At 36.2% G+C, this 26,510-nt stretch carries 24 protein-coding genes; 5 read left to right on the forward strand and 19 right to left on the reverse strand.

Features of this window, described 5'->3' with window-relative positions:
* Nucleotides 1–296: 296 nt before the first annotated feature.
* From BUB12_RS04080 to citZ, 8 genes are all read right to left on the reverse strand, one after another.
* Entirely contained in the window at nt 297–2,117 is a 1,821-nt protein-coding gene (locus BUB12_RS04080; RefSeq protein ID WP_072888319.1) for a TolB family protein, read from the reverse strand.
* Nucleotides 2,080–2,622 carry an RNA polymerase sigma factor gene (locus BUB12_RS04085; protein ID WP_327196129.1) on the reverse strand — a complete coding sequence of 181 codons (543 nt, stop codon included), beginning with the start codon at nt 2,620–2,622 and terminating at the stop codon, nt 2,080–2,082. The genes BUB12_RS04080 and BUB12_RS04085 overlap by 38 nt, the downstream gene beginning before the upstream one ends.
* Before the next feature lie 261 nt (nt 2,623–2,883).
* Nucleotides 2,884–4,248: a two-component system histidine kinase PnpS gene (pnpS, locus tag BUB12_RS04090; RefSeq protein ID WP_072888333.1), complete on the reverse strand. Its 1,365-nt coding sequence runs from the start codon at nt 4,246–4,248 to the stop codon at nt 2,884–2,886.
* Nucleotides 4,245–4,940, reverse strand: coding sequence for a response regulator transcription factor (locus BUB12_RS04095; protein WP_072888335.1), 696 nt, complete (start codon nt 4,938–4,940; stop codon nt 4,245–4,247). Before BUB12_RS04095 ends, pnpS begins: the two co-directional genes overlap by 4 nt.
* Before the next feature lie 182 nt (nt 4,941–5,122).
* On the reverse strand, nt 5,123–5,599 hold the full coding sequence (locus tag BUB12_RS04100) for a MaoC/PaaZ C-terminal domain-containing protein (protein ID WP_072888337.1): 477 nt from the start codon (nt 5,597–5,599) through the stop codon (nt 5,123–5,125).
* 303 nt (nt 5,600–5,902) lie between these two features.
* Nucleotides 5,903–6,841 carry a malate dehydrogenase gene (mdh, locus tag BUB12_RS04105; protein WP_072888339.1) on the reverse strand — a complete coding sequence of 313 codons (939 nt, stop codon included), beginning with the start codon at nt 6,839–6,841 and terminating at the stop codon, nt 5,903–5,905.
* Nucleotides 6,842–6,937: 96 nt separating this feature from the next.
* Nucleotides 6,938–8,209: an NADP-dependent isocitrate dehydrogenase gene (gene icd / locus BUB12_RS04110; RefSeq protein ID WP_072888341.1), complete on the reverse strand. Its 1,272-nt coding sequence runs from the start codon at nt 8,207–8,209 to the stop codon at nt 6,938–6,940.
* A gap of 171 nt (nt 8,210–8,380) precedes the next feature.
* Nucleotides 8,381–9,496 carry a citrate synthase gene (gene citZ / locus BUB12_RS04115; protein ID WP_072888343.1) on the reverse strand — a complete coding sequence of 372 codons (1,116 nt, stop codon included), beginning with the start codon at nt 9,494–9,496 and terminating at the stop codon, nt 8,381–8,383.
* Nucleotides 9,497–9,832: 336 nt separating this feature from the next.
* On the opposite strand from citZ, the gene ytvI reads away from it, so the two are divergent.
* Nucleotides 9,833–10,936, forward strand: coding sequence for a sporulation integral membrane protein YtvI (gene ytvI, locus BUB12_RS04120; RefSeq protein WP_072888345.1), 1,104 nt, complete (start codon nt 9,833–9,835; stop codon nt 10,934–10,936).
* Here the strand turns inward: ytvI and BUB12_RS04125 are convergent, their stop codons facing one another.
* The 8 genes from BUB12_RS04125 to dnaE form a co-directional block, all read right to left on the reverse strand.
* A complete protein-coding gene (locus BUB12_RS04125) occupies nt 10,937–11,326 on the reverse strand; it encodes an FxsA family protein (RefSeq protein ID WP_072888347.1) in 390 nt (129 codons plus the stop codon).
* 161 nt (nt 11,327–11,487) lie between these two features.
* Nucleotides 11,488–13,245, reverse strand: coding sequence for a pyruvate kinase (pyk, locus tag BUB12_RS04130; protein WP_072888349.1), 1,758 nt, complete (start codon nt 13,243–13,245; stop codon nt 11,488–11,490).
* 27 nt (nt 13,246–13,272) lie between these two features.
* Complete coding sequence (pfkA, locus tag BUB12_RS04135; RefSeq protein ID WP_072888351.1) at nt 13,273–14,232, reverse strand: 6-phosphofructokinase; 960 nt, start codon at nt 14,230–14,232, stop codon at nt 13,273–13,275.
* A gap of 351 nt (nt 14,233–14,583) precedes the next feature.
* On the reverse strand, nt 14,584–15,540 hold the full coding sequence (gene accA, locus BUB12_RS04140) for an acetyl-CoA carboxylase carboxyl transferase subunit alpha (protein WP_072888353.1): 957 nt from the start codon (nt 15,538–15,540) through the stop codon (nt 14,584–14,586).
* Nucleotides 15,537–16,397 (reverse strand): acetyl-CoA carboxylase, carboxyltransferase subunit beta, encoded by an 861-nt coding sequence (gene accD, locus BUB12_RS04145; protein ID WP_072888355.1) that lies wholly within the window; start codon nt 16,395–16,397, stop codon nt 15,537–15,539. Before accD ends, accA begins: the two co-directional genes overlap by 4 nt.
* Before the next feature lie 97 nt (nt 16,398–16,494).
* A complete protein-coding gene (locus BUB12_RS04150) occupies nt 16,495–17,118 on the reverse strand; it encodes a FadR/GntR family transcriptional regulator (RefSeq protein ID WP_143155592.1) in 624 nt (207 codons plus the stop codon).
* 57 nt (nt 17,119–17,175) lie between these two features.
* The gene (locus BUB12_RS04155) at nt 17,176–18,408 is read right to left on the reverse strand and encodes an NADP-dependent malic enzyme (RefSeq protein ID WP_200801017.1); all 1,233 of its coding nucleotides are present in this window, start codon (nt 18,406–18,408) and stop codon (nt 17,176–17,178) included.
* A gap of 221 nt (nt 18,409–18,629) precedes the next feature.
* Complete coding sequence (gene dnaE, locus BUB12_RS04160) at nt 18,630–21,989, reverse strand: DNA polymerase III subunit alpha (protein ID WP_072888356.1); 3,360 nt, start codon at nt 21,987–21,989, stop codon at nt 18,630–18,632.
* 169 nt (nt 21,990–22,158) lie between these two features.
* Here dnaE and BUB12_RS04165 point away from each other — a divergent pair, with 169 nt between their 5' ends.
* From BUB12_RS04165 to BUB12_RS04175, 3 genes are all read left to right on the forward strand, one after another.
* Nucleotides 22,159–22,494 carry a sporulation membrane protein YtrH gene (locus BUB12_RS04165; RefSeq protein WP_072888358.1) on the forward strand — a complete coding sequence of 112 codons (336 nt, stop codon included), beginning with the start codon at nt 22,159–22,161 and terminating at the stop codon, nt 22,492–22,494.
* Entirely contained in the window at nt 22,495–22,998 is a 504-nt protein-coding gene (gene ytrI / locus BUB12_RS04170) for a sporulation membrane protein YtrI (protein WP_072888359.1), read from the forward strand.
* A 131-nt stretch (nt 22,999–23,129) separates the two neighbouring features.
* The gene (locus tag BUB12_RS04175; protein WP_072888361.1) at nt 23,130–23,327 is read left to right on the forward strand and encodes a YtzJ family protein; all 198 of its coding nucleotides are present in this window, start codon (nt 23,130–23,132) and stop codon (nt 23,325–23,327) included.
* A 92-nt stretch (nt 23,328–23,419) separates the two neighbouring features.
* Here the strand turns inward: BUB12_RS04175 and BUB12_RS04180 are convergent, their stop codons facing one another.
* The gene (locus BUB12_RS04180; protein WP_072888363.1) at nt 23,420–24,370 is read right to left on the reverse strand and encodes a DHH family phosphoesterase; all 951 of its coding nucleotides are present in this window, start codon (nt 24,368–24,370) and stop codon (nt 23,420–23,422) included.
* Nucleotides 24,371–24,518: 148 nt separating this feature from the next.
* On the opposite strand from BUB12_RS04180, the gene BUB12_RS04185 reads away from it, so the two are divergent.
* On the forward strand, nt 24,519–24,815 hold the full coding sequence (locus BUB12_RS04185) for a YtpI family protein (protein WP_072888365.1): 297 nt from the start codon (nt 24,519–24,521) through the stop codon (nt 24,813–24,815).
* A 71-nt stretch (nt 24,816–24,886) separates the two neighbouring features.
* On the opposite strand, the gene BUB12_RS04190 is transcribed toward BUB12_RS04185, so the two are convergent.
* A complete protein-coding gene (locus tag BUB12_RS04190; protein ID WP_072888367.1) occupies nt 24,887–26,194 on the reverse strand; it encodes a DRTGG domain-containing protein in 1,308 nt (435 codons plus the stop codon).
* A gap of 69 nt (nt 26,195–26,263) precedes the next feature.
* On the reverse strand, nt 26,264–26,491 hold the full coding sequence (locus tag BUB12_RS04195) for a hypothetical protein (protein ID WP_072888369.1): 228 nt from the start codon (nt 26,489–26,491) through the stop codon (nt 26,264–26,266).
* Between the last annotated feature and the right edge of the window lie 19 nt (nt 26,492–26,510).

The raw sequence follows: 26,510 nt of genomic DNA on the forward strand, positions 1-26,510 counted from the left end.
GTTACCGTAGACTCCGGGATTCGTGTGCTTCCGGCATCGACAAGCTCTATCGGTTACCGTAGACTTCGGGATTGCTCTGCTTCCGGCATCGAGACACACTATCGATTACCGTAGACTTCGGGATTCGTGTGCTTCCGGCATCGAGAAGAGCTATCATTACTGTAGAGGCTGCGCATGCCATCACTAAAATACACTCGTAATTTCAAAAGATCCGAACAAATTATTTTGTTCGGATCTTGCTATATCTATAAATCTTTTGTACCAGCTTCCATTTTTTATAAGATTAGAAGACACTCCTACTCATTCCATTCCAGTACTTCCAATTTCACCGGATTTTCTATATCTCTCTTTTCATAAATAATCGTTCCATCGTCTTCCCATGCACTTGGATATAAATAATAGTGTTGTGTCCCTTCTTCTAATACAGTGACATTTCCAGTATCCAAATCATACTCAGCAAGATGCATCGTTCCACCCATCTCCGTCTGAACTACTGGTTCCACATTTTCATCCACCAAACCAATTGCAATCTTTGTAGAATCTGGGGACCATGCCAAACTATAATCATACTGAAACTCAGAAATCGAACCATCTTTCATTGAATATAAAATACCTGTTCTACCAAAAGCTGACGTATGCATTTCAGCGATAACATACTGACTATTAGGAGACCATTTATAATGCGAGATATAACCAAAAACATCTTCAACTATCATCGGCCTCTTTTCTCCTACTTTCCATAAGTACATATAAGACTGTGGATCTGAATCTCCAATAGAAGAAAAAGCAACTACTTCCTTATTTCGAGACCAATTTGAACTAACCTCTACGGAGTCTAACACTTCACTTATAGTCTCATACGTGCTATTTTTAACAGAAAGTTGGCCCACATCAAATTCCTCTTCAGGTTCCCATTCTGCAAAAAAGTCATATGGCAATACATTTGGTGTAATGCTAGATAATTCTAGTGGTACACTGTCTATAGAATTTCCGTTTATAATAACAAAAAGTTCATGCACATTAGGAAAAAGCTCTTTCTGATGAAGGATATTTAACCCCAGTCCATGAATTAATAACTCACGGATATCACGTTCAATCATTTGATTTGCCTTAGCTGCTTTTCCCAAGTCTCCTTCAATAGAAATTTCGTAATCATTGCGGGCATTTATCTCTATATAATCTACAGTAAACATAGAAAAGTCGATGGAATCCTGATGATTGGCAAAATATGCTTCAAACAATTGATTTTTATCCTCAAATACATTATCACCATATGCACTAAACCCAAGATAAATCTTATCGTCTATAGTTACCGGCACATAAAAACGAGGAGTATTTATCGGCATATCAATAATTCCAAAACCTTCATGTTCATTATAAAATGGTTCATCTCCAGAATATACTGTATAATGGAATGCCTCATTTATAAAGTTTGATGCAAATATTCTGTTAGCGAGACTAAATGCACGGTCTACTCCTGAATGGAGCGTCAAACCCATCACATCTTGTTGTTCAAATTGTAAGTTTAAATGATTGTCCACAACTTCAAAATCGCCTATAGGAAATTCATTGAACACTACTTGTAAACCATATTCCGAAAGAAGGTATTCATTCAATAAACTATCCGCGTCATAAGTGATTTTTGCTAGTTTCTCTTTGTTCACGCCAATTCTGGCTTGATTGAATCCTTGAATGCTTGCTTCAATAATGTAATCAGAACGTTCATCTGTCATAGCCACTGAATAATGAGAGTCATCATATGTCCCATCATAGTGGTGCAACGTTTTTTCTTGGGCTTCATTGTCTCCTAATTCATCAGTTTCATCATCATCAGGAGTAGGTTCAATAACAACTGGTGGTTCTTCAGGGCCTTGAATATTTTGTTGGTCACCATTGAAATATAGAGTGTATCCAACAGCTATAAACACCAAAAACAACCCTATACTTGCAACATATGGCGAGAATCGAATCGATTTATCCTTTTTACTTTCTAATCTATCAATAGAATCATTAATCCGTTGATGCAACTGCTCTTTCTTGTTACTGTTCCAGCTAATAGCGTGGCTCAACTTCTTAAACTCATGATCTCTTCGGTTCTTTGGATAGTCCTTCGTCACTAGAAAAACCTCCTTTCCTAAGTTGCTTCTCTAGAGCTGGCAACGCCCTGTATAATGTTGTTTTGACTTTTCCCTCTGACCATCCTAGAATTTCACTCGTTTCTTGTATCGAAAATTCTTTTAATTTCCTTAAGATGATGACTTTTTGATATGAAAGTTTCAACTTAGCTAAAGCCTGGTATAATTCTTTAGAATCCTCTTTGACAACCATCTCCTCATCTGGAAGCATGGAAGTATCTATCAAGGGAAAGATGTTCTTTAGAAATAAGATTGGTTTTTGCTTTCGTAAATAATCAACCGTAACATTGTGTGCGATTTGAAATAGCCATGTTTTTATTTTGGAATCTCCTTTGAATGTTTCATAATTTCTATAGGCTTTGATAAAAGTATCATGGGTAAGATCCTCAGCCGTTTGGTAATCGTGAATCATTAATAAGATAAATTTTATTATTGCATCACTATATTCATCATACCAATCACTGACGATATCTCTTTTTGATTCCATCATCCTCCCCCTCTTCATTTCTTACTACTAAGACGTAAACCCTGATAAAAAGTCACAGTATAAGAAAAGCGCAAGCGCCTTGTTCACCCCCGACAAGCTTAAGACGAGCCTCGGCGTGGTGCTTTTTGCCACAGAGAGGATTGACTTAAGACCTCGAGGGGGTAGGCGCTGGAGCTAGACATCTCTGAATTTTATACATTCTTATCTTTCAAAGAAAAAAACACATAGCAAACATTTTCTGCCATGTGTCTCTTCTGTCATTTATTTATCTATATTTCTTGGGAAATAGACATCAACCTTAGTTCCCTTATCAACTTCACTATTTATCTCAATTGTTCCATCATGTACATCCATAATATGTTTAACAATTGCGAGTCCTAGTCCAGTTCCACCAGTATTGCGACTTCTCGCTGCATCAACCCGATAAAAACGTTCGAATATCCTATGAAGTGCATCTTTCGGAATACCAATGCCAGTGTCTGTCACACGAAAATGAACATGTTCCTCTGTAGAATTAACCTCCAAGTGAACATTCCCCTTTTCAGGCGTGTAATTAACACCGTTCATTAATAAGTTAATGAGCACTTGTTTTACACGATCATAGTCAGCCTTAAATACAAATTCCTGTTCACAATCTAAAGAGAAATTAATTTGTTTACGTTCTGCCTGTTGATTAATAACTGGCATTACTTCATTGACTATCTCTTTAACATTAATTTCTACAAGATCAAGATGAAACTCTTCTTTTTCTAATTTTGATAGTGCTAGTAAATCCTCAATGATTGCTTGTAATCTTTTACTTTCATCATATATGATTTGAACAAATTGTTTACTAGTTTCTGGATCTTCTAGTGCTCCATCTTTTAACGTTTCTGCAAAACCAGTAATCGATGTCATTGGGGTTTTTAATTCGTGAGAAACATTTGCAACAAAATCTTTTCGCATTACCTCTAATTTCTTCAATTCGGTAATATCATAAAAAACTAAAACTGCACCTTTTATCATTCCACGTTCATTTGATATTGGAGCACCGACTATTTCAATATAATAGTCATTATGAGTAATGGAGTTCTTTACGGTATCTTCATATAAAAATGTATCTTGGACCGCACGGTGAATTTTTTCATTAGTAATCACATCATAATAAAGATAGCCTACATAATCCTTCGTAGTCTTTCCAAACATGGTTAGAAATTTTCTATTTACAAGGTGGATGTAGCCTTTCTCATCGACCAAAGCTAATCCACTTTGGGTATTATCAATAACGGTTGAAAATTGCTCAGACTGTATTTTTTCATGAATAGATAATTCACTTAGACTTCTAGCTAGAGCATTTACCTTACTACTTAGTTCCCCAATACTTCCTGTAATCGGATGATGCACTCTTGCACGGTAATTCCCTTTTACTAATTGATTAATTGTTTTAGTCACTTTTTGAACTGGTTTAATATACGTATCAAAAACATATAAAAGAATCATTATTAATACAACATAAAGTGCACTTAATACAGCACCTAATACTACAAAGTTCTCAACAAAAGGATATAATACAAACCCTGTTAATAAAACTAGTAATAATAATCCAATGCAATAGAAGATGACTGGTTTTGAAAAAAGTGTTTTCACTGCACCGGAACCTCCAATTTATAACCTAACCCTCGAATCGTTTTAATATACGCAGGCGTCTTTGTATCTGTTTCTATTTTATCTCGTAAATGACTTATATGGACATCTACTATTCTAGTATCTCCAACAAAATCATAATCCCAAACGGCACTTAGTAATTGATCCCTAGACAATACTTTGTTTTTATGTCTAGAAAGGTAGTGTAGCAACTCAAATTCTTTCCGTGTAAATGTTAGTACTTTGCCATCTTTTTCTGCTTCATATCTTTCAGGAAAAATAACAATATCACCGACACGTATCACATTTTGCGTCGTTTCTACTTGCTTGCTACTTCTTCTTAAGATAGCTTTAATTCGTGCAAGAACTTCTTTTGGACTAAATGGTTTTGTTAAGTAATCATCTGCACCAATCTCAAGCCCCAGTACTTTATCAAACTCTTCATCTTTAGCTGACAACATTAAAATAGGAACATCAAGTTGGTGTTGACGTATTTGTTTACACACTTCAATTCCATCTAATCCTGGTAACATAAGATCGAGGATGACGAAATCGTATTGCTGTTGTTTTACTTTATCTAATGCCTCAAGACCGTCATAAGCCACATCAGCAGAATACCCTGCTTTTTCTATATTAAATTTTAATAATGTAACGATCGACTGTTCATCATCAACAATTAGTATTTTTTCATTCATCTGTCTTCCCCATTTCCCCAGTAGTTACTACTTCAATCTTACAATGAAACCGGGAAAAATGGAACATGTGAACGCGATTGTAAATAAAAATTTACTTTCATAGAGAATAAATATAGCAATTGAGGGTAATGGTGCTAAATTTAACTAGTATTTCACCCTCCCCTTGACTGGACGTAGTTTCTTTAAAAGAAATTCTCTAGTGAACTTGCAGTGATCGACTTTGGTTTATATGCAGGACAAACCTCAAGTTCACCCTCTATGACAACGTCTCCTTTTACATCAAACCCAATAACAGTCATTTTGACGTGATGGTCCTCTTTATCAATATCAGTGATTTCAATAGTAAATTTCACCTCTGAATTATGATAAACGACCTTTGGGAATTTAATGCTATGTTGTAAGATATGGCTTCCTGGACCAGGTAAATGCATGGAAACAATTGATGAGACCATCCCGAAAAGCATCACAGATGGAACAATAGGCTGATGATAGGGTGTTTGCGAAGCGTAATCGTGTTGTATGTAAAGTGGGTTGGCATCGTTTGTTAAGCCTAAATATAATAGTAGCTCTTTATCTTGAATGATATGTGTAGCAGTGTATGATTCGCCAACTTGCAAATCGTCAATTTTCTTTCCTAGCTTTCTCTTTTTACCGATCATAAAAACACCTCCACATTATGTAAGCGTTTTCTATTATACCAAAAATGGTTGTAACATCATAGTTTTTACTCTGCCCAAGTGAATCACACCTCAATAGCCAGGGGATGATTAGTGTATCGGGAAAAATTGGTGTCTTATCGGGGATTGTGGTGAGTTTATCGGGATTGTTAAGGTAGTTATCGGTAAGTTTCTTATTTTATCGAGGAATCAGTTCAATTTATCGGCAATCAGTGCTTTTCTACAAAAATCCCCTAGCAATACGTAAAAAAAGTGGGACACTTCATATCTGTGCCCCACTCCAATTTATTCTAAAATATCAAGTACCTTTTTCACAGACTCAGCCGATTTATCTAAGGCTGCTTTTTCATCATCTGTCAGATCTAATTCAATTACTTCTTCAATGCCATTACCACCTAAAATGGTTGGGACACCTAAATAGATATTACTATAACCATATTCGCCTTCTAGGTAGGCGATGGATGGTAGAATACGACGTTGGTCTTTCAAAATTGCTTCTGCCATAACTGTTATTGATGCTGCTGGTGCATAATAAGCACTTCCATTACCTAATAAGTTAACAATTTCTCCACCACCAGTTCGTGTACGTTTAACGATGGCATCTAATCGTTCTTTAGGGATTAATTTTTCTAGTGGAATACCACCTGCGTAGGAATAACGGATTAGCGGAACCATATCATCACCATGGCCACCTAAAACAAAACCAGTCACATCTTTCACAGAAACATTTAATTCTTGTGCAACAAACGTACGGAATCGAGCTGTATCTAATACACCAGATTGACCGATTACACGCTCTTTAGGAAAACCAGATTCTTTATATACGGTATATGTCATCGCATCAACTGGATTTGTTAATACAACAATGGTTGTTTCTGGAGAATATGTAACAATTTCTTGAGTAACAGCTTTCATGATTTTTGCATTTGTGTTTACAAGATCATCACGACTCATTCCTGGTTTACGTGCAATACCAGCAGTAATGATTACAAGATCTGATTCTTTTGTATCTTCATAGTTAGAAGTACCGATTACATTTGCATCAAATCCCTGAACAGGACTAGCTTCTAGCATGTCCAACGCTTTCCCTTTTGTAGGGTCTTCCATGTTTGGAATATCAACTAAAACTACATCTCCTAGCTCTTTTTGAGCAACCATTAATGCCGTAGTTGCTCCTGTAAAACCTGAACCAATTACTGAGATTTTCTTCCGTTTATTGCCCACATTAATTCCTCCCTATATATTTACTAGCTTATAATTATATCTAAAAATAAAAGTAGCCATACCTCTATCCAGAAGTATGGCACTTTTGTATATTAATTAACCCATGTTTTTAATTAGTTCATCACCGAATTCAGAACATTTCACTTCTGTAGCTCCATCCATTAGACGAGCAAAGTCGTAAGTTACTACTTTAGAAGCAATTGTTTTATCCATAGATTTAGTGATTAGATCACCAGCTTCTCTCCATCCTAAATGTTCTAGCATTAGAACACCTGAAAGGATTACAGATGAAGGGTTTACTTTATCTAGTCCAGCATATTTAGGTGCTGTACCATGTGTTGCTTCAAAAATAGCATGACCAGTGTCATAGTTGATGTTTGCACCAGGAGCAATACCGATACCACCAACTTGTGCAGCTAGAGCATCAGAAATATAGTCACCGTTTAGGTTCATTGTAGCTACTACGTCAAATTCTTTAGGACGAGTCAAGATTTGTTGTAAGAAGATATCTGCAATAGAATCTTTAACTAAGATTTTACCAGCAGCTAATGCTTCATCTTGTGCTTTATTAGCAGCATCTTTACCGTCAGTTTCTACGATGCGATCATATTCAGCCCATGTGAATACTTTATCACCGAATTCTTGTTCAGCAACTTCATATCCCCATTGTTTGAATGCACCTTCAGTGAATTTCATAATGTTACCTTTATGAACTAGTGTAACACTCTTACGACCTTCATTGATCGCATATTGAATGCTAGCACGTACGATACGTTTTGTTCCTTCTTCAGAAACTGGTTTCACACCGATACCTGAAGTTTCTGGGAAGCGAATGTTATGTACTTCCATTTCGTTTTGTAAGAAGTTAATTACTTTTTTCACTTCATCTGAACCTTTTTGCCATTCAATACCAGCATAAATATCCTCAGTGTTTTCACGGAAAATAACCATGTCTACATCTTCAGGACGTTTAACTGGAGATGGAACACCTTCAAAGTAACGTACTGGACGTAGGCAAGTGAATAGGTCTAATTGTTGACGAAGTGCAACGTTTAGTGAACGAATTCCTCCACCGATTGGTGTTGTTAAAGGACCTTTAATAGCAATTTTATATTCATTGATTTTGTCTAAAGTATCTTGTGGTAACCATTCACCAGTTTGGTCGAATGCTTTTTGTCCAGCAAGAACTTCTAACCATTCAATTTTTTTAGTCCCATCATAAGCTTTTTCAACAGCAGCTTCGATTACACGTTTTGCTGAAGCCCAGATATCAGGACCAGTACCGTCTCCTTCAATGAAAGGAATAACTGGGTTGTTCGGAACATTCATGTTGCCATTTTCTACAATAATTTTTTCACCTTGTGTCATCTTATAATCCTCCTAGTAATCATCTAACATTGCTATTTTACCATAATTTAGTTATTCATGATAATAGCCGGATTTCCCCGGCTATCATCCTTGACAATTATTAGTCATTCAATAGTGTTCTTTCAAAGATGTCTAGCATTATTGTTAAAATTTTACTCGCATTCTAGTTGACTAGCGATTTTCAACTGTTACATATTCTTGTGTGTTTGGACCAACATAATCTGCACGTGGACGGATTAGGCGGTTATTAGAATATTGTTCTAGGATATGTGCAATCCATCCTGAGAAACGGCTCATAGCAAAGATTGGTGTGAATAAATCATGGTCGATTCCTAAGCTATGATAAACAGATGCTGAATAGAAGTCTACATTAGCTGGAAGTCCTTTTTCACGTTTAATGTAATCTTCAATTTTAACAGACATGTTATACCATTTTTCTTGTCCAGTTAACTTAGTCAACTCTTCAGACATTTTCTTAAGGTGTTTAGCACGTGGATCTCCTGTACGGTATACACGGTGCCCCATTCCCATAACTTTTTCTTTATTAGCTAATTTTTGTTCAATATAAGGAATTGCATTCTCTTCTTCGCCTATTTCAGAAAGCATCTTCATCACTTGCTCGTTAGCTCCACCGTGAAGTGGTCCTTTAAGTGCGCCGATTGCAGCTGTTACACCAGAGTACATATCGGATAATGTTGCCACACATACTCTTGAAGTAAACGTAGATGCATTTAATTCATGGTCTGCATGTAATACTAGCGCCTTATTAATTGCTTCGATTTCAATGTCTTCAGGCTCTTTTCCATTAAGCATATATAAGAAGTTATATGCATAACCTACACCTTGTTTTGGTTGTACAGGTTCTAAGCCCTGACGAATTCTAGCGAATGCTGCAACAATTGTTGAGATTTTCGCTTGTAGACGTACTGCTTTACGTCGATTTGCTTCTTCTTCCATTACATCTGATTCTTCATCATAAAGTCCAAGTAGTGAAACTGCTGTACGTAGAGCAGCCATTGGATGAACTGTTTTTAAATCATAAGATTTTAAATGATCAATTACAGCTTGAGGTAATGCCATTTCATTAGCAAGCTCTTGTTTGAATTGATCTAATTCTACTTGAGTTGGTAAACGTAAATTCCAAAGTAGAAATACTACCTCCTCAAAACTAGCATTCTCAGCTAGGTCATCTATACGATAACCGACATATGTAAGTTGGTCATCGATGATTGAACTAATAGACGATTGAGTTGCTACAACCCCTTCTAGACCTTTCGTTGCTGTCATAACAAAACCCTCTCCTTTTCTATAATAGTTGTAACAATTATAACACAAATTATAATGTTAAAATTTTTCGACAATATTCTTACTATAGATATTGCCATCCCCAAAACCAATTATAAGGTATTATGGCTTATATGTGAAATGAAACCGTTTAATTTTTTAATGGAAATTATTGAATAACGCTAAAATCCCCTATTTATCAACATAATAACATTAAAGTTTGTTAGATTTTTTTTAATAGATTAAGTCTAACCCTATTCGAACCAACATATAATTTCTAAAGAGCTTGTCTTTATTATTTCATGCAAAATTTGTTGATTAAAAAAATGGGGTTATTTTATGTACAAGCCATTACTATTAAAATTAGCAAGAGGACTCATTGTAGTAGCGATTATTTTCTGTGCGTATTTATTAGCTATCACTACTATTAGTTATATACTTCCTTTTTTAATAGCAATTGTGATTGCAATCATTCTTCATCCTTTTGTTCATGCATTAGAAAAAATCAAGATACCGAGAACGCTAGGTACAATATCCGCTTTATCGATAATATTTTGTATCTTTATAGGTTTTTTATTTTTAATAGTCAGTGAAATTATTCAAGGCACAGCCTATTTATCCGAAAAGATACCGAGTTATTTTGAATCATTTGTATCACTGACTGAGGATTGGATTACAAATCAATTATTACCGATTTATCATAATTTTAGTTCATATTTTCATGCATTAAATGAATCGCAACAAACATCGATACAAGATTATGTTCAAAACTTATTAAATGATATTGCAACAACAGGTGGAACTCTTTTACAAGACTTTTTCAAAAATATACCCAACTATATTGCAACTGTACCAAGTTCATTTAGTTTTCTAATCTTTACGTTACTAGCAACATTTTTCATTACCAAGGATTGGAACACCATTCGTTTTTTTGTAAAAAAACATACTCCAGCACAAGTACAGGCATACACAGGAAATTTTATAACGCACCTAAAAAAGGCATTGTCAGGATACGTAAAAGCTCAACTTTTACTAATTACGATAAGTACGGTCATCATTTTTATCGGATTAATCATCTTAAAAGTGGAACATGCTTTAACCATCACTCTGTTAACAGTTATATTTGATGTTTTACCCTTTATTGGTACTGGCGTTATTTTTATTCCATGGATTGTTTATACTTTTCTAGTAGCTGATTATTCCATGACTATTGGTTTAACCATATTATATATGTGTGTAATTATCTCAAGACAATTACTAGAACCTAAAATTCTGTCTTCAAGTATTGGTATAAATCCATTGGTAGGTTTAATTATCTTATTTGTTAGTTTTCAGATTTGGGGAGTATTAGGAATTTTATTGGCACCAATGCTTATTATTTTAGTTAATGTGTTGCTAGAATCTGGAATCTTCAAACAAGTATGGCTATTTGTGAAAGGGTAATTACCACTTACGATAGATGACGGTGTTTTTATCCATCATTTGACGAACGAAACGCATAATAAACCCTTTAAAAACACCTCGAGTTGCCGGGACAACGAGTGTGAAACCAATAATATCCGTAATAAATCCTGGGGAAAATAAAAAGACGCCGCCAACAAAAATACAAATTCCATCAATAATATGTTTCGTTGGTGGTTGTCCATATTGCATCGATTCTTGTGCTTTCTGCCAAGTTTCCATTCCTTGTTGCTTTGCTAATGTAACACCAACAATTCCAGTTAGTAAGATTAATGCAACTACCCACCATGGACCAATAATTCCCCCAGCCCAAATGAAAACACCAATCTCTATAGCAGGTACTACTATTAATGCAAGTAATAACCAACGCATAAATTCTCATCCTCTCATAGAAAAGCGCAGTGCACGTTCATAATCGATTTTCGATAGTCAGACGCCCGGAGCTACACATCTCTGAATTAAAAAAGTACAGAGGTCAGTGATGAACTACTTTCATCCTTCTGACCTCTGACATCTATCTTATCATTTAACTGTTATAATACGCTAGCATGTCCTTGATAGATATCACCTTTATTACCATCAATTGTAATTTCTTGACCATCTTTTATCAAGTCCATAACATCTTTAACACCAACAATTACCGGGATTCCTAGACTTAACCCAACAACAGCAGCATGTGATGTTAATCCACCTTCTTCTGTAATGATTCCAGAAGCTTTTTCAATTGCCGGCATCATATCTCGGTCTGTACCGTATGCAATGATAATATCATCTTGCTTCACTTTAGTTGCTTCTTCTGCATTTCGTACAACAACCGCATGACCATAAGCACTACCTTTACCGATTCCTTGTCCTTTTGCAATTACGTCACCAATTACGTGGACTTTCATTAAGTTAGTTGTACCACTTTCACCAACTGGTACACCTGCAGTTATGATAACGCGACTTCCACGTTCAAATAATTTAGCACTTAATCCACGGTCTATCGCAATATCAAGCATTTCGTCTGTTGTAAGTGCTCTTTTACCCATCACTGCATGAACTCCCCACACAAGGGACAATTGACGATTTACTTGTTCTGAAAAAGTAACGGCAACGATTGGTGCTTTTGGACGATATTTTGAAATCATGCGAGCAGTATGTCCACTCTCTGTTGGTGTGATGATCGCATTCACAGATAAATTCATCGCTGTATGCGTCACACTCTGACTGATTGCATCTGTTATCGTCATATCCACAGAACGAGAACGTGTTTTTAGAATCGTATCATGATCTAAAGCAGATTCTGTTTTTACAGCAATATTGCGCATAGTTTGAACAGATTCTACAGGGTAATTCCCTGCTGCCGTTTCTCCTGAAAGCATAATTGCATCCGTTCCGTCAAAAATAGCATTGGCAACATCGGATGCTTCTGCCCTAGTCGGACGAGGATTGCGTTGCATGGAATCCAGCATTTGTGTAGCAGTAATAACTGGTTTTCCATTTAGATTACATTTGCGAATTAATTCTTTTTGTACTAGAGGAACATCTTCAGCAGGAATTTCTACCCCTAGGTCACCACGTGCAACCATTAAACCATCACTTACTTCTAAAATGGAGTCGATATTATCAACACCCTCTTGATTTTCAATCTTAGGAACCAATTGAATATGTGTTGCATCATGTTTTTCAAGAATTTCTCTAATCTCTAATAAATCAGATGGGCGACGAACAAACGATGCAGCGATAAAGTCGACACCTTGTTCAATTCCAAATGTAATATCATTTGCATCTTTCTCAGTAATACCTGGTAAGTTAACAGATACATTTGGCACGTTTACACCTTTTTTATTTTTAATTGTACCTGAATTCAAAGCAATCGTTTTAATTTCTTGATTGTCATGGTTTACTTCTTGTACTTCCAATTCAATAAGTCCATCATCTAAAAGAATTTTAGAACCTTCATGAACATCATTTATTAATCCATCATAAGTCACATAGAAACGTTCTGCTGTTCCCTCTACTTCTTTCATTGAAATATAAACGGTATTTCCTTGAATAAGTTCAGCCTGTCCATCTTTAAAATTACCTGTACGGATTTCAGGACCTTTTGTGTCTAAAAGAATCGCAACTGTTTTTCCAGTGTTAGCTGCTGCTTCTCTAATATTTTTAATTCTCGCTCCATGCTCCTCGTAATCTCCATGGGAAAAATTCAAGCGTGCAACATTCATTCCAGCTTCCATTAATTTTTCCAATGTCTCCACAGATTCTGAGGCTGGACCAATCGTACAAACGATTTTTGTTTTTCTCATATATAACCCTCCTACTATTTCAAAAACTTATATAGAAAGTTCTTTCGATAATTTATACATCTCCATATTAATGGCGTGCTTATCAGTAAGAACCTTTTCAATGTCGTGATCTACTAATTCATTATTTTGGATTCCAACCATTCTTCCAGCTTTACCACCTAACAGTAAATCTACTGCTTTTGCACCTAACCGACTTGCTAATACACGGTCAGCTGCCGTTGGTGAACCACCACGTTGGATATGACCTAGAACTGTTACACGGGTTTCTAATTTTGTTTCATCTTGGATGCGTTCCCCGTATTCAATACCACTTCCAACACCTTCTGCAAGAATAATAATACTATGTTTTTTCCCACGTTCATGGCCACGTTTAAGTCGCGCAATTACATCAGCAAAATCATCTTCTGCTTCTGGAATTAAAATCGTTTCAGCACCATCGGCAAGACCTGCCCATAATGCTAAATCTCCTGCGTTTCGCCCCATTACTTCAATGACGTATGTACGTTCATGGGATGTAGCTGTGTCACGAATTTTATCAATTGCCTCAATAATCGTATTTAACGCGGTATCGAAACCAATCGTAAAATCTGTCCCAGGAATATCATTGTCAATCGTTCCAGGCACACCTACACAAGGATAACCTTTTTCAGTAAGCTTTTGTGCACCACGAAAACTTCCGTCCCCACCGATGACAACTAATCCTTCAATTCCAAACTTTTTAAGCTGTTCAATTCCTTTTTCTTGTCCGGCATCTGTTTTAAATTCTTCACAACGAGCAGAGTAAAGCTTTGTTCCCCCGCGTTGGATGATATCGCCGACCGACCCTATTTCCATTTTTTCTATGTTACCGTCAATCAACCCTTGGTAGCCATTTTTAATTCCATAAACTTCTATATTATGGTAAATACATTTACGTACAACAGCACGGATTGCAGCGTTCATTCCTGGTGCATCTCCGCCACTCGTAAGAACACCTATTTTTTTCACTATAATCACCTCAATCAACAAACTTTTCAGTCGTCTACTATATCTTTTTTAGTATGTACATAAGGTTACAAATTAGTACGTTTCTTATTTATCTTATTTACTATCTCCTATTACACGATAAGCCTTAGAATAGGAAATATCAACAAAAAACAACCCGTTTCAGGGAACTTTTTAAATGTGTTTTACTTTATGAAAAAGTACTGAAGAATAAGGTTATCTAAAGGATATTATTACCATTTAATAGTACATACTAAATGGATATTGGGTGGTTCTAGACTTTTGCCGTAAATGAAAATAATCATGGAATCCCGGTAGGTTCCATGATTATTTCTGCGCGTAGTTGTATGCAAACTACTGCTCATTAAAATCTCCAATTTGTTTATATTTTTCCCATCTTTTCTCAAGTAATACCTCAATAGATAAATTTTTTAATTCAGCTAATGATTGGTCAATAACTTTATCAATGTATTTCGCTTGTTCTTTGACATCGCGATGGGCGCCACCTTTTGGTTCTGGAATAATTTCATCAATTAGACCTAACTCAAATAAGTCAGGAGCCGTAATACGCATGGATTCTGCAGCTCGTTGTGCTTGACCAGAATCTTTCCAAAGTAGAGCAGCTGCACCTTCCGGGGAGATAACCGAATACGTTGAGTTTTCTAACATATGGATATGGTCTCCAACCCCTAGTGCTAGTGCTCCACCACTACCACCTTCACCGATTACAACACAAATAACTGGTACCGTTAATCCTGCCATTTCCATTAGGTTTCTCGCAATTGCTTCACTTTGACCTCTTTCTTCTGCTGCTTTTCCAGGTTCAGCACCCTTTGTATCAATAAAAGTAATAATTGGACGATTAAACTTCTCTGCCTGTTTCATATGACGTAATGCTTTACGATACCCTTCTGGATGTGGCATTCCAAAGTTTCTACGAATGTTTTCTTTCGTATTCTTCCCACGTTGATGCCCAATAACCGTTACAGGTGTATCCTTATAAAATGCAATCCCTGAGACAATCGCTTCATCATCACCAAATAAACGATCCCCATGAAATTCAATAAAGTCTGTAAACAACTCATTGATATAATCTAATGTGGTTGGACGTTCTTTGTGTCTGGCCATTTGTACCCGTTGCCAAGGTTTTAAATTGCCATAAATATCATCTTCTAAGCTAGATAATCGATTTTCAAGCGTGTTTATTTCTTCTGTTAAGTCAATATCACTTTCGCTTGTAAATTTTCTCAACTCAGCAATTTTCTCTTTTAAGTCAACAATTGGCTTTTCAAAATCTAATACTTGTTTCATGAAGAAGCCCCACCCTTCTGATGCATTTGCAATAGTTTTACAAAAAGCTGCTTCATGTCGTGACGATGGACTACTTGATCCAGCTGCCCATGTTTAAATAAAAATTCAGCTGTTTGGAAATCATCAGGCAATTTTTCTCGTGTCGTTTGTTCAATGATTCTTCTTCCTGCAAATCCAATTAATGCACCTGGTTCAGCAAAATTATAATCTCCAATTGATGCAAAACTAGCAGATACTCCCCCAGTAGTTGGGTGTGTCATAACAGAAATCATCAATCCACCAGATTCCGAGAAACGTTTAATCGCAACAGAAGTCTTTGCCATTTGCATTAAGCTTAGTACACCTTCTTGCATGCGCGCTCCACCAGAAGCTGTGAAAATGATAAAAGGTAGGGACTCATCTTTCGCTTTTTCAACTGCACGAGCTATTTTTTCACCAATAACTGAACCCATACTACCCATTCTAAAGCTAGAGTCCATAACTGCAAATGCTGCTTCTTGGCCATCGATGGACCCTTTTCCAGTTACTACCCCTTCATTTAAACCAGTCTTTTTACGGTCTTTTTCTAGTTTCGCTTCATAATCAGGAAATTCTAGTGGGTTAGTAGATAGTAGACCATGGTCCCACTCTTGAAATGTCCCCTCATCAAATAAGCTATCAATTCTCTCCCATGCAGTAAGTTGATGGTGATAGTCACAACTTGGACAGACATTTAGATTTTTATTTAATTCTTTACGATAATAGATTTTATAGCATTTACTACACTTTTTCATTAAACCCTCAGGAACATCTTGCTTTGCTTGTTCACTAGGTATAGATGCATATTTTTTCTTCTTGCTAAATAGATCTTTAAGCAAGGAAACTCCCCCTTTTCTCTTCGGACAACTAGCGTAAAAGTTAAAATAATAGTTATGATTAATCTATGAATAAATGATATATGATATGAATGCTCTATTAATTTTCTAGTTCTTGATTAAATAATTGTTCGATTAATTCATAGTTTTGATTTCGATAAGCTTGTATTAAATTTTGGTAAAAGCTTTCTTCATAATACGATTGATTTACTGCATGTGAATAGCCTTCAATCAACTTCCAAATTTTTGTGAATAATTGATTCCCAGTTATTTTAAATATAAAAGTAAAAAATTCATCATGGATGTTATTCCATTCTTTTGACTCTTGGTTGATGATAGATGATAATTTTTCCAGTAATCCCTCATCTATATTCTCATACGCCAATTTGGCTGCTTCTTTTTCTAGTAGATTTTTCACTAATACTAATTCGTCTCTAGTTGTCGTCTCCTGGAGAATAAAGGAAGCTAAAATCTCGACGGTTTGTAATGGGCGATAAGAACTTAAAAAAGTTCCTTCCCCATGTCTAGTTTCAATGAGCCCTAGCAGCTCCATCGCACGTAACGCTTCCCTTACAGAAGACCTTCCCGCTTGTAATGTTTCGGCAAGTTCCCTTTCTGAAGGTAATTTATCGCCTGCTTTTAAATGATTCACTTCAATGAATTTACGTAATTCTTGTAATACCCCTTGGTAAACTTTTTGCTTAGGTGACATGGACACAGCCATGTTTCACTCCTTTATTGTTCTATTTTTTACAGGCACACTTGCCGATAAATAACCATTCTATTCTTTAATTTGAGATAACTGTTTTGTCTTTTCAGCAATGTCTTCTGGATCCACCTGAATCCGGGCTACTCCTGATTCCATAGCGGTTTTAGCAACACTTGCTGCAACTGCCGGAGCAACACGCGCATCAAATGGTGCCGGAATGACATAATCAGCTGTGAGTTCATTCTCATCAATTAGTGAAGCAATAGCTTGTGCTGCGGCAACTTTCATTTTTTCATTAATTCTAGTTGCTCGAACATCTAATGCACCACGGAAAATCCCTGGAAATGCCAATACATTATTTACTTGGTTAGGAAAATCCGAACGACCTGTTCCAATAACCTTTGCACCAGCTTCTTTTGCATCATCTGGCATGATTTCAGGATCAGGGTTTGCCATTGCAAAAATAATTGGGTCGCGGTTCATTTTTCCTACCATCTCTTTTGTTAATGCTCCACCAACGGAAACACCAATAAACACATCAGCATCTTCAATGACTTCATCTAGCGATCCTTCCTGTTTATCAATGTTAGTAAATTCAGCCACACGATCTTTTACTTCGTTCATACCATATGTTCTACCTTCAAAAATGGCACCACGAGTATCACACATAATCATATTGCGAACCCCGAAATTATATAACAATCGAATAATAGCAATCCCTGCAGCACCAGCCCCATTTGCTACAACTTTAATTTCAGAAAATGATTTTCCTACTAGTTTTAAAGCGTTAATTAGACCAGCTACAGTAACAATTGCTGTTCCATGCTGATCATCATGGAAAATAGGTATATTAGTTTCTTTTTTAAGACGATCTTCAATGATAAAACAGTTAGGAGCTGCAATATCTTCTAAGTTGACACCACCAAAAGTAGGTTCCATTAATTTAACAGTACGAACAATTTCTTCAACATCATGGGTATCTAAACAAATTGGAAATGAATCTACTCCAGCGAAGCTTTTGAATAGTACTGATTTTCCTTCCATTACAGGAAGTGCTGCCTCTGGTCCGATATTTCCAAGACCTAGTACAGCTGACCCATCACTTACTACTGCAACCATATTACCTTTCATCGTGTAATCATAAACGGTTTCTTTACGATCATGAATTACTTTACATGGTTCGGCTACTCCAGGTGAATATGCCAAACTTAAATCTTTAGCATTTCGCACTGGCACCTTTGATTCTGTACTTAACTTTCCTTTTTTTGCTTTATGCATTTGTAATGCTTCATCTCGTAAATTCACGCTACTCGCTCCTTTTGCAGTAGAAGGTAATTCAACTATCTAAACAGGTGGTCTGACCACTTAACTACTACATTATAACAAATGGACACGACCTGTAAAGTATTGAATTCGTTCACACCTCTACAATTTATTTTTAGTATGTTTTTTCTTATTGTTCACTAAAGGCAGTTCCTTTACGCCAAACGTTCTGTCCGACGGAGTCACTGCCTTTATTCATTCTGCTATTCAATTTTTTGTAGTACAACTTGCTCTCTTCCAAAAAATTCATATAGTTGTTTTAAGCAAGCATAGTTCGGTTCTAAAGAATAGTCTGCTGCTAATTTGTATGTTTGCCTTTTTTCTGCATGATAAATGATTACTGGTGTGCTTCCTGGATACGAACTAGCTACCTTTTTAATAAAACTTAGAGCGACATCATTAGTTTCGTCTGTTATTTTTATAAATAAACGTTCCTTTTGTACTTTAACTAACTTATTCTCTTCAAATTGTTCTGCTTGTTGGATCACCCATTGTTTTTTCCCATTTCTTTCTTCCACTTTTCCATTAAGTACGGCAATGGCCTCTTCATTTAACCACTTCTTAACCTCACGATATAAATCAGGAAAAATCACAGCATCCATTTCACCAGTCTCATCTCCAATGACAAGAAAGGCCATCTGGTCCCCTCTTTTCGTACGGATGACTTTAATCGATTGAATAATGACAACGGTGTTTGTATTTTTCTTACCAACTAAATCAAATGCACGATTTATGGAAATAAAACCATTCTCACGTAATTTTGAGCGATATTGCTTTAATGGATGACTCGACAAATAAATTCCCATCAGTTCTTTTTCATCTGCTAGCTTTTTAATTGGACTAAAGTCCTCAATATCAATATAGTTTGCCTCTAACTCTAATTCATTCTCAAATAAACTTGGTTGATCCGTAAATTCTCGGAATAGTTCTCCTTGTTCCATCGCTTGATCAATGGAAGCCAATAAACTAGCACGATTTTTATATGTTTCATCAAAAGCACCAGCTAAAATTAACAGCTCCAATGTCGCACGATTGATCAACTTATTGGATACTCGTAAACAAAAATCAAATAAATTTTTAAATGGACCATCTTTACGTACTTGGATGATCTCTTTAACGGCTTGATTCCCAATACCTTTAATCGACATTAAGCCCATACGGATTCCTTTTGGTTCAACTGCAAATTTGCCGTAGCTTTTATTAATTGAAGGTGGAAGTAATTCCAATCCCAATTGCTTCATTTCGTTCATATAACTGTGAATTTTATCCTGTTGATTAGCTACTGAACTCATTAATTCGGCATAAAAACTCTTTGGATAATGTGTTTTTAAATAAGCTAGCTGATAAGCAATTTTACTGTACGCCACCGCATGACTTTTTGGAAAACCATAATTGGAGAATTTAACAATCCAAGCAAACAGCTCTTCACTTACCTTTTGTGTATATCCATTTCTTAAGCAACCATTAATAAATTGTTCTCTCTGTTGGTCCATAATTATTTGTTGTTTCTTACTCACTGCTCTCCTTAAAATATCTGCTTCTCCTAATGAGTATCCTGCAATTCGATTTGCTATTTGCATGATTTGCTCCTGATAGACGAGTACCCCATACGTTGGTTTCAATATAGGTTCCAAATCTGGGTGTGGGTAAGTTGTTTTTTCCAAACCTTGTTTTCTTTTAATATAAACAGGAATAAAATCCATAGGACCTGGACGATACAAGGCATTAACAGCAACGATATCCTCAAAACGAGACGGTTGTAAACGAGTTAATACTTGTTTCATCCCTTCTGATTCTAATTGGAACACACCATTTGTTTTACCTTTTTTTAATAGAGAAAATGTATCTAAGTCATGTTCCGGAATATCTTCTAAATTTAATTTATTCTTACTAGTGAAATGAATCGATTGAATAATCCGTTCGATTAACGTTAAATTCCGTAATCCCAGGAAATCAATTTTCAACAGACCGATCGATTCTAAATCAGTCATCGAAAATTGGGTTAATCTCGTATCATGAGAACCAATTGTAAGAGGGACATGATTCACTAAAGACTGTTCACTAATTACTACACCAGCAGCATGAGTAGAAACATGCCTTGGTATCCCTTCTAATACAATTGCAATTTGGAAGAGCGTTTTTAATTGATTCGACTGTTTAATATAGTTCGATAGTTCCGTTGAATCTTTTATGTGCTCCGTCAATGTTTTAGATGACTGGGCTGGAATCTCTTTCAAAATAAAATATTCGTCTTGCTGGTCAATTTCTAGTGTTTTAATCAGTTCTCGAAGTAAAGACCTAGCAGCAAACGTACCGAATGTTATAATTTGCGCCACTTGTTCTTGTCCATATTTCTCTCGTACATAGCTAATCACTTCATCTCGCCTTTGGTCAGAGAAATCAATATCAATATCCGGCATCGTGATTCGTTCAGGATTTAAAAAACGCTCAAATAATAAATCATACTTCAGTGGGTCCACATCAGTAATTTGTAACACATAAGCTACAATCGAACCTGCTGAAGATCCCCTTCCAGGACCAACAACAATTTTATTCTCCTTTGCATATTTAATAAAATCCCAAACAATTAGGAAATAATCACTAAATTGCATCGATTCAATGACACCTAATTCATAGGAGAGACGTTCCTTCACTTCATCGGTAATTTCCTCATAACGCTTTTGAATATTTTGCCAACAAATTTCTTCTAAATATTGATGAGCTGATTTATTTTCAGGTACTGGATAAGAAGGAATCATCCTCTTATCAAAATCAAATTCAACATGACATTTTTCTTTAATCGCATCTGTTTCGACTAGTACCTCTGGCCAGAAATCCCCAAATGCTTGCTGCATCTCGTCTTGAGATCGTAAATGAAGCTGGGAGATAGCAGGATTTGGTTCTTGAGGCTTCCACTTTTCACCATGTCCCATTGCTTGAAGACAATCATATGCATAGGCATCTTGTTCTTTTAAATAACGAACATCATGAATCGCTACAACTTTCCTTGGATAGATTTCATGGTATGCCTTCAATGCTGTATGTACCTGATATTCATGTTCTTGTCCATTTTTCTGGATACCAATGTACAAATCATCATGAGGATAAATGGACTCCCAAGATTGCATATAGCTTTCTACCTGATCATAAGAAACAGTCGGGAGCAACGTTTTAAGTTTACTGGTTTCTACAGGTAAAATGCAGATTACATCTTCCCTATATAAATGGAGTTTTTCTTTTTCGATTCCTTCAAGTTGATTAGTTTGAATATCCGTACTCAATTTCATTAATTGCTGGTAACCAAGATTAGTTTTTGCTAAAAGTACACAGTTTTCTCTCGTTTCATCTTGGTTGATGACGGTTACTGTCATGCCGATGATTGGTTTAATATCATATTGCCTGCATAATTTGTAGAATGGTATAACTCCATACAATACATTCTCATCTGTTAAGGCTAGAGCATTATATTGTAGCTGACTAGCTCGTTTCACTAATTTTTCTATTGTAATTGTACTATTCATTAACGAATAACCACTTTTAACTTGTAAATGGGTAAATGACATCGTATCCCACCTCTACCTTCTCTATCTTCATTATAGCGAAATCACCTAGGGGATGTATATTAGTTAGGCTCTGATCTGTTGTGTAGATCTTCAATAAGACCTTTAAACATAACTCGTCCATTTCCATCATAGAATGATAGAAGTACATGATGCTTAAGGGGCGCTTATTATGGAAGAACGGTTTTTTGCATCTTTAATCCATTGTTTTTTTATAGCACTTGGTGTTATTTTAGGTGGCACGTTAATTGGTAGTATTGGTGCCTTTGCAACAGGAGAACCTCCCTTCACTGAAATGGGAAGGCTAGCTAAAAAACTAAGAATCTGGGCGATTGTTGCCGCAATTGGCGGTACATTCGATGCCATTGAAAACTTGGAAAAAAGTCTTGGTCCTAACGGTTCAGCACTTGATATATTTAAACAAGTATTACTTATCGTTTCTGCAATGGGAGGAGTTAAAGCTGCGATGTTAATGATCAGCTGGCTCATCCAAGAGGAAGTGACATAGATGCACATACCACCATACTATAAGAAGCCCGGTTGGCAGCGATTTTTTGTAGGTGTATTTTTTGGTGGACTAATCTCCTATTTTGTGGTCATTTACATGTATGGAAGCATGTATGGACAACTGTTAGAGGAAAATACAAAGCTAGATTCTGAGTTAAAAAATGCTGAGAAAAGAATAGAAACCTTAGAAGAAAATAATGCTAACTTAGATGAGCAATCCAAGAAACCGATCGCTGTTGAGGAGATTGAAATGACTATTGTAAACGCCGAACAACTAAAACTCGATTCATTAATCACCCACCAGCTAGAGGAACTCGTCAAAGAAGAAGTCGACCAAATTATTGGGGAAGATGTGAATATCGTGACAGAGAGTAGTGCTTTAATCATTTCATCCATTGAAAATAAGAATTTTAAGGTCGATGATTTTAGCTACGCCTTTGAAGTAAAACAAATAACGATTGCAAAACAAGTGAAAATAGTGGTTGAAGCAGAGCTTTCCAACTAGCATTAGAAGTATGAACATTTCTTGAAACCTTCCATATATTGTAGAGATTGCGTCATTCGTGGTGTAAAATATAAGTGAGGGGAATAGTACAGATACCTTACTAATATAATATATGGAAGGAGTGGTTGTAAATGTTAATTCTAAACAAGAGTCAAATGCGTGATCGGAAAATTAATCAGTTGCTAAACGGCTATACGGCTTATGCTGAATCACAGGAACTCATTAGACTAATCAAAAGAGAAATTTATCGTAAAGGACTAAATGTATACATCGATGAAACTACTGAAGGATGCTGGTTCATACCACTTAAGGAAAGTAAGAGCAGCTAAAATGAACATTCTCGAACCTAGTCCAAATAGACAAATCACATAAATAGTACTGATTTCCAATTGAAAAAGAAATCAGTACTTAATTTTTGTCTTTATTTATCCGTATAGTTTTTACAAATTTCTTCTAAGTCACTAATTACAGATTCTGTTTCTTCCCAGCTATAGACAGACGCTCCAGCCGCCATTGGATGTCCACCGCCGTTGTATTTGGCAGCTAAATCATTGATAACAGGGCCTTTAGAACGAAGGCGAACACGGATTTGATCATCTTCTTCAATGAAAAACACCCATGATTTGATTCCTTCAATATCACCTAACACCCCAACTAATTGTCCAGATTGAATCGAATCGACACCATACTCATCCAACAATTCTTTTGTTAGCTTAATGGAACTCATGCCATCTGCAGTTAACGTAAAGTTTTGCAAAATATAACCACGTAGTCGCGCGATATTATGTTTCACACTATACATACCGTCATATAAGCTTGTACGGTCAAAATCATACGTTACTAAATCTGCTGCATATTGCAAAGTCTTTTTCGTTGTGCTTGGAAATAAAAATCTGCCTGTATCTCCGACAATTCCTCCGTAAAGCAAACGAGCAGCTTCATCGTTCATCACAAAACCATGTTCTTTTGCCTCTACATATAGTTCATAGATCATCTCACTACAAGAACTTGCATTCGTGTTTACCCAACTAATATCTCCATATGGGTCTACATTTGGATGGTGATCAATTTTAATCAATTTCTTCCCTTGATCGTATCGGCCATCATCGACACGCGCCGTATTTGCTGTGTCACATACAATAACTAATGCATCTTGATACAAGCTATCTTCCACTTCATCCATTCTAACGAGAAATTCTAGAGATGGATCCTCATCTCCAACGACATACACCTGTTTTTCTGGAAAACTTTGCTTAATAATGGCTCTAAGACCTGCTTGGGAACCAAGTGCATCTGGATCAGGACGTACATGCCGATGAATGATAATTACATCGTTATCTTTAATTTCTTGAATAATCTCTTTGACTGCCATATTTATTTGCTCCTTATATGTACTAAAATCGTCATAGGTCTTACTAGTCAAATAATGAAAAACAAGCTACAATAGCCTAGTAGGCACATTTAACGATCTACATAGTATCAGCATTGCTTGTTCAAAATTCAAACTAGGAGTAGATTCTATGATTATTTTTCCAATTATTATCGTACTTTCACTTGTAATGTATGTATATTATAAAGTTGCTATTTTAAAATCAAAGGATAGTTTAACTCAACGATATTTTAACGCGAAATCCCGAATTTGTCTTGGGTTATTTATCTCTGCATTTGCAATTAATCAGTACGTTTTCTATGAGACACAACTTTCGCTCTTTGTAGGATTAGTCTTCCTTGTTCTAGGTGTCTTACAAGCCGTTAGAGGTTGGAAGGAAACGAAGCATTATCGAAGTGAATATAGACGATTAAATCCAGCTGACTAGGTTACTAGTCAGCTTTTTTAATAGGTAAGTAATTTCAGTGATGTCTAGCTCTAGCGCTTGAGCTTTTCTTATTATCTGTCCATGATTTGTGCCATGAGTAGTGCTTTTCCTACTTGTTCTTTCCCGTCATAAACTTCAACATCTATTTTTGCGTACATACGTCCTGCCTCTAATAAAGACGGTTTGACTTGTACTACACTATCAATTGGAACTGGTTTTAGAAAGTATACCGTTAAGTTCTCAACTACTAATTCACCTTTTTTCAGCTTTTGCAATAATCGGTTACTCGCTTCTGTTACCAAACTAGTAAATACCCCGTTAGATAAAGTTCCCAGCTGGTTGGTCATTTGTGGAATGACTTTTGCTTCATAAGCTGTCTCTTCACCCTCAACTTCTTCCATATTACTAGAAACAATATCATCGATTGTTTCCCCGATTTGAGGTTGTCTTTGAATCTGTTGAAGTGCCTTGAGTACGTCTTGTCTAGATACAACGCCTTGTAAGACTTGTGATTGATTGACAACTGGGACTACTTCAATCCCTTCCCATACCATCATGTGAGCGATATAAGCTAATGATGTCTTTTCCTGAACGACAATAGGGGTTTTGGTCATCACTTTTTCGATCGGAAGATCTCTAGCTTTATCAATAATATCTCTTGATGTCACAATTCCAACGACTCGCTGTTGCTCATCTAAAACGGGAAATCTCGTATGTGTCGATTCCTCATTTAATTGGTACCAATCTGTAACCCAATCACCGGTGTTTAAATAGCGGGCTTCTTCGACTGGAGTTGCAATATCTCCTACAAAAACAATCTCCTTTTTAATCAACTGGTCGTATATTGCACGGTTAATCATCGCAGCTACGGTAAAACTATCATAGCCTGTTGAAATTATCGGAAGTTGCTTCTCGTCTGCTAGTTTTTTGATATAGTCTTCGGTATCAAAACCACCTGTAATTAGAACAGCAGCCCCAGCTTGTAATGCTAATTCATGTGCTTTCACACGGTTCCCTACAATTAAAAGGGAATCTGCTTCAGTATAGCGCATCATAGCATCCAGTTGCATCGCACCGATTACAAATTTACTCAGTGTTTTGTGCAAACCTTCGCGTCCACCCAAAACTTGTCCATCAATAATATTAATTATTTCTGCAAACGTTAGGCGCTCAAAGTTTTCCTTTTTCTTTCGTTCAATACGAATAGTACCAACGCGTTCGATGGTACTAACAAGTCCGATATTTTCTGCTTCTTTAATTGCTCGATAGGCTGTTCCTTCACTAACACCTAATGTTTTAGCTATTTGTCTTACTGATATTTTACTCCCAATACTTAATGAAGTAATATGTTGAATAATTTGTTCGTGTTTTGTTGACATGTTGTCACCGACTTTCAACTGTACTAGTCTTAGTATTACCTAATATTATACAGTTGAATACGGTGAACCTCAATGATTATCGGTTTCTCGCTCAAAAATCTCTTCCTGTTCCATTACAGGAGGCTTTGTCATTCGTAATAGTGTAGCAAGATTTGCCCCAAAAACTAATAAGAAAAACACAAGCCAAGCACCCCAGAAGTAGTACTCTAAAGTTGTTGTAGCCTCAGGGATTAAAGGGCAGGCGAAATAAAGAAAAAATCCAGCGAGTAGAAGCCTAAGAATGGCATAATGTGGCATAAATATCACTCCTTAATAT

This window comes from Ornithinibacillus halophilus, from assembly GCF_900129485.1.
In the GTDB taxonomy this organism is placed as follows: domain Bacteria; phylum Bacillota; class Bacilli; order Bacillales; family Amphibacillaceae; genus Ornithinibacillus; species Ornithinibacillus halophilus.

Coding starts and splice junctions, on each gene's coding strand:
- BUB12_RS04095 (WP_072888335.1), bottom strand. CDS start 4,940: ATGAATGAAAAAATACTAATTGTTGATGATGAACAGTCGATCGTTACA.
- BUB12_RS04165 (WP_072888358.1), top strand. CDS start 22,159: ATGGAAGAACGGTTTTTTGCATCTTTAATCCATTGTTTTTTTATAGCA.
- BUB12_RS04185 (WP_072888365.1), top strand. CDS start 24,519: ATGATTATTTTTCCAATTATTATCGTACTTTCACTTGTAATGTATGTA.
- BUB12_RS04085 (WP_327196129.1), bottom strand. CDS start 2,622: ATGGAATCAAAAAGAGATATCGTCAGTGATTGGTATGATGAATATAGT.
- pyk (WP_072888349.1), bottom strand. CDS start 13,245: ATGAGAAAAACAAAAATCGTTTGTACGATTGGTCCAGCCTCAGAATCT.
- BUB12_RS04125 (WP_072888347.1), bottom strand. CDS start 11,326: ATGCGTTGGTTATTACTTGCATTAATAGTAGTACCTGCTATAGAGATT.
- BUB12_RS04195 (WP_072888369.1), bottom strand. CDS start 26,491: ATGCCACATTATGCCATTCTTAGGCTTCTACTCGCTGGATTTTTTCTT.
- BUB12_RS04180 (WP_072888363.1), bottom strand. CDS start 24,370: ATGGCAGTCAAAGAGATTATTCAAGAAATTAAAGATAACGATGTAATT.
- icd (WP_072888341.1), bottom strand. CDS start 8,209: ATGACACAAGGTGAAAAAATTATTGTAGAAAATGGCAACATGAATGTT.
- accA (WP_072888353.1), bottom strand. CDS start 15,540: ATGAAACAAGTATTAGATTTTGAAAAGCCAATTGTTGACTTAAAAGAG.
- dnaE (WP_072888356.1), bottom strand. CDS start 21,989: ATGTCATTTACCCATTTACAAGTTAAAAGTGGTTATTCGTTAATGAAT.
- BUB12_RS04190 (WP_072888367.1), bottom strand. CDS start 26,194: ATGTCAACAAAACACGAACAAATTATTCAACATATTACTTCATTAAGT.
- citZ (WP_072888343.1), bottom strand. CDS start 9,496: ATGACAGCAACGAAAGGTCTAGAAGGGGTTGTAGCAACTCAATCGTCT.
- BUB12_RS04175 (WP_072888361.1), top strand. CDS start 23,130: ATGTTAATTCTAAACAAGAGTCAAATGCGTGATCGGAAAATTAATCAG.
- ytrI (WP_072888359.1), top strand. CDS start 22,495: ATGCACATACCACCATACTATAAGAAGCCCGGTTGGCAGCGATTTTTT.
- BUB12_RS04100 (WP_072888337.1), bottom strand. CDS start 5,599: ATGATCGGTAAAAAGAGAAAGCTAGGAAAGAAAATTGACGATTTGCAA.
- ytvI (WP_072888345.1), top strand. CDS start 9,833: ATGTACAAGCCATTACTATTAAAATTAGCAAGAGGACTCATTGTAGTA.
- BUB12_RS04150 (WP_143155592.1), bottom strand. CDS start 17,118: ATGGCTGTGTCCATGTCACCTAAGCAAAAAGTTTACCAAGGGGTATTA.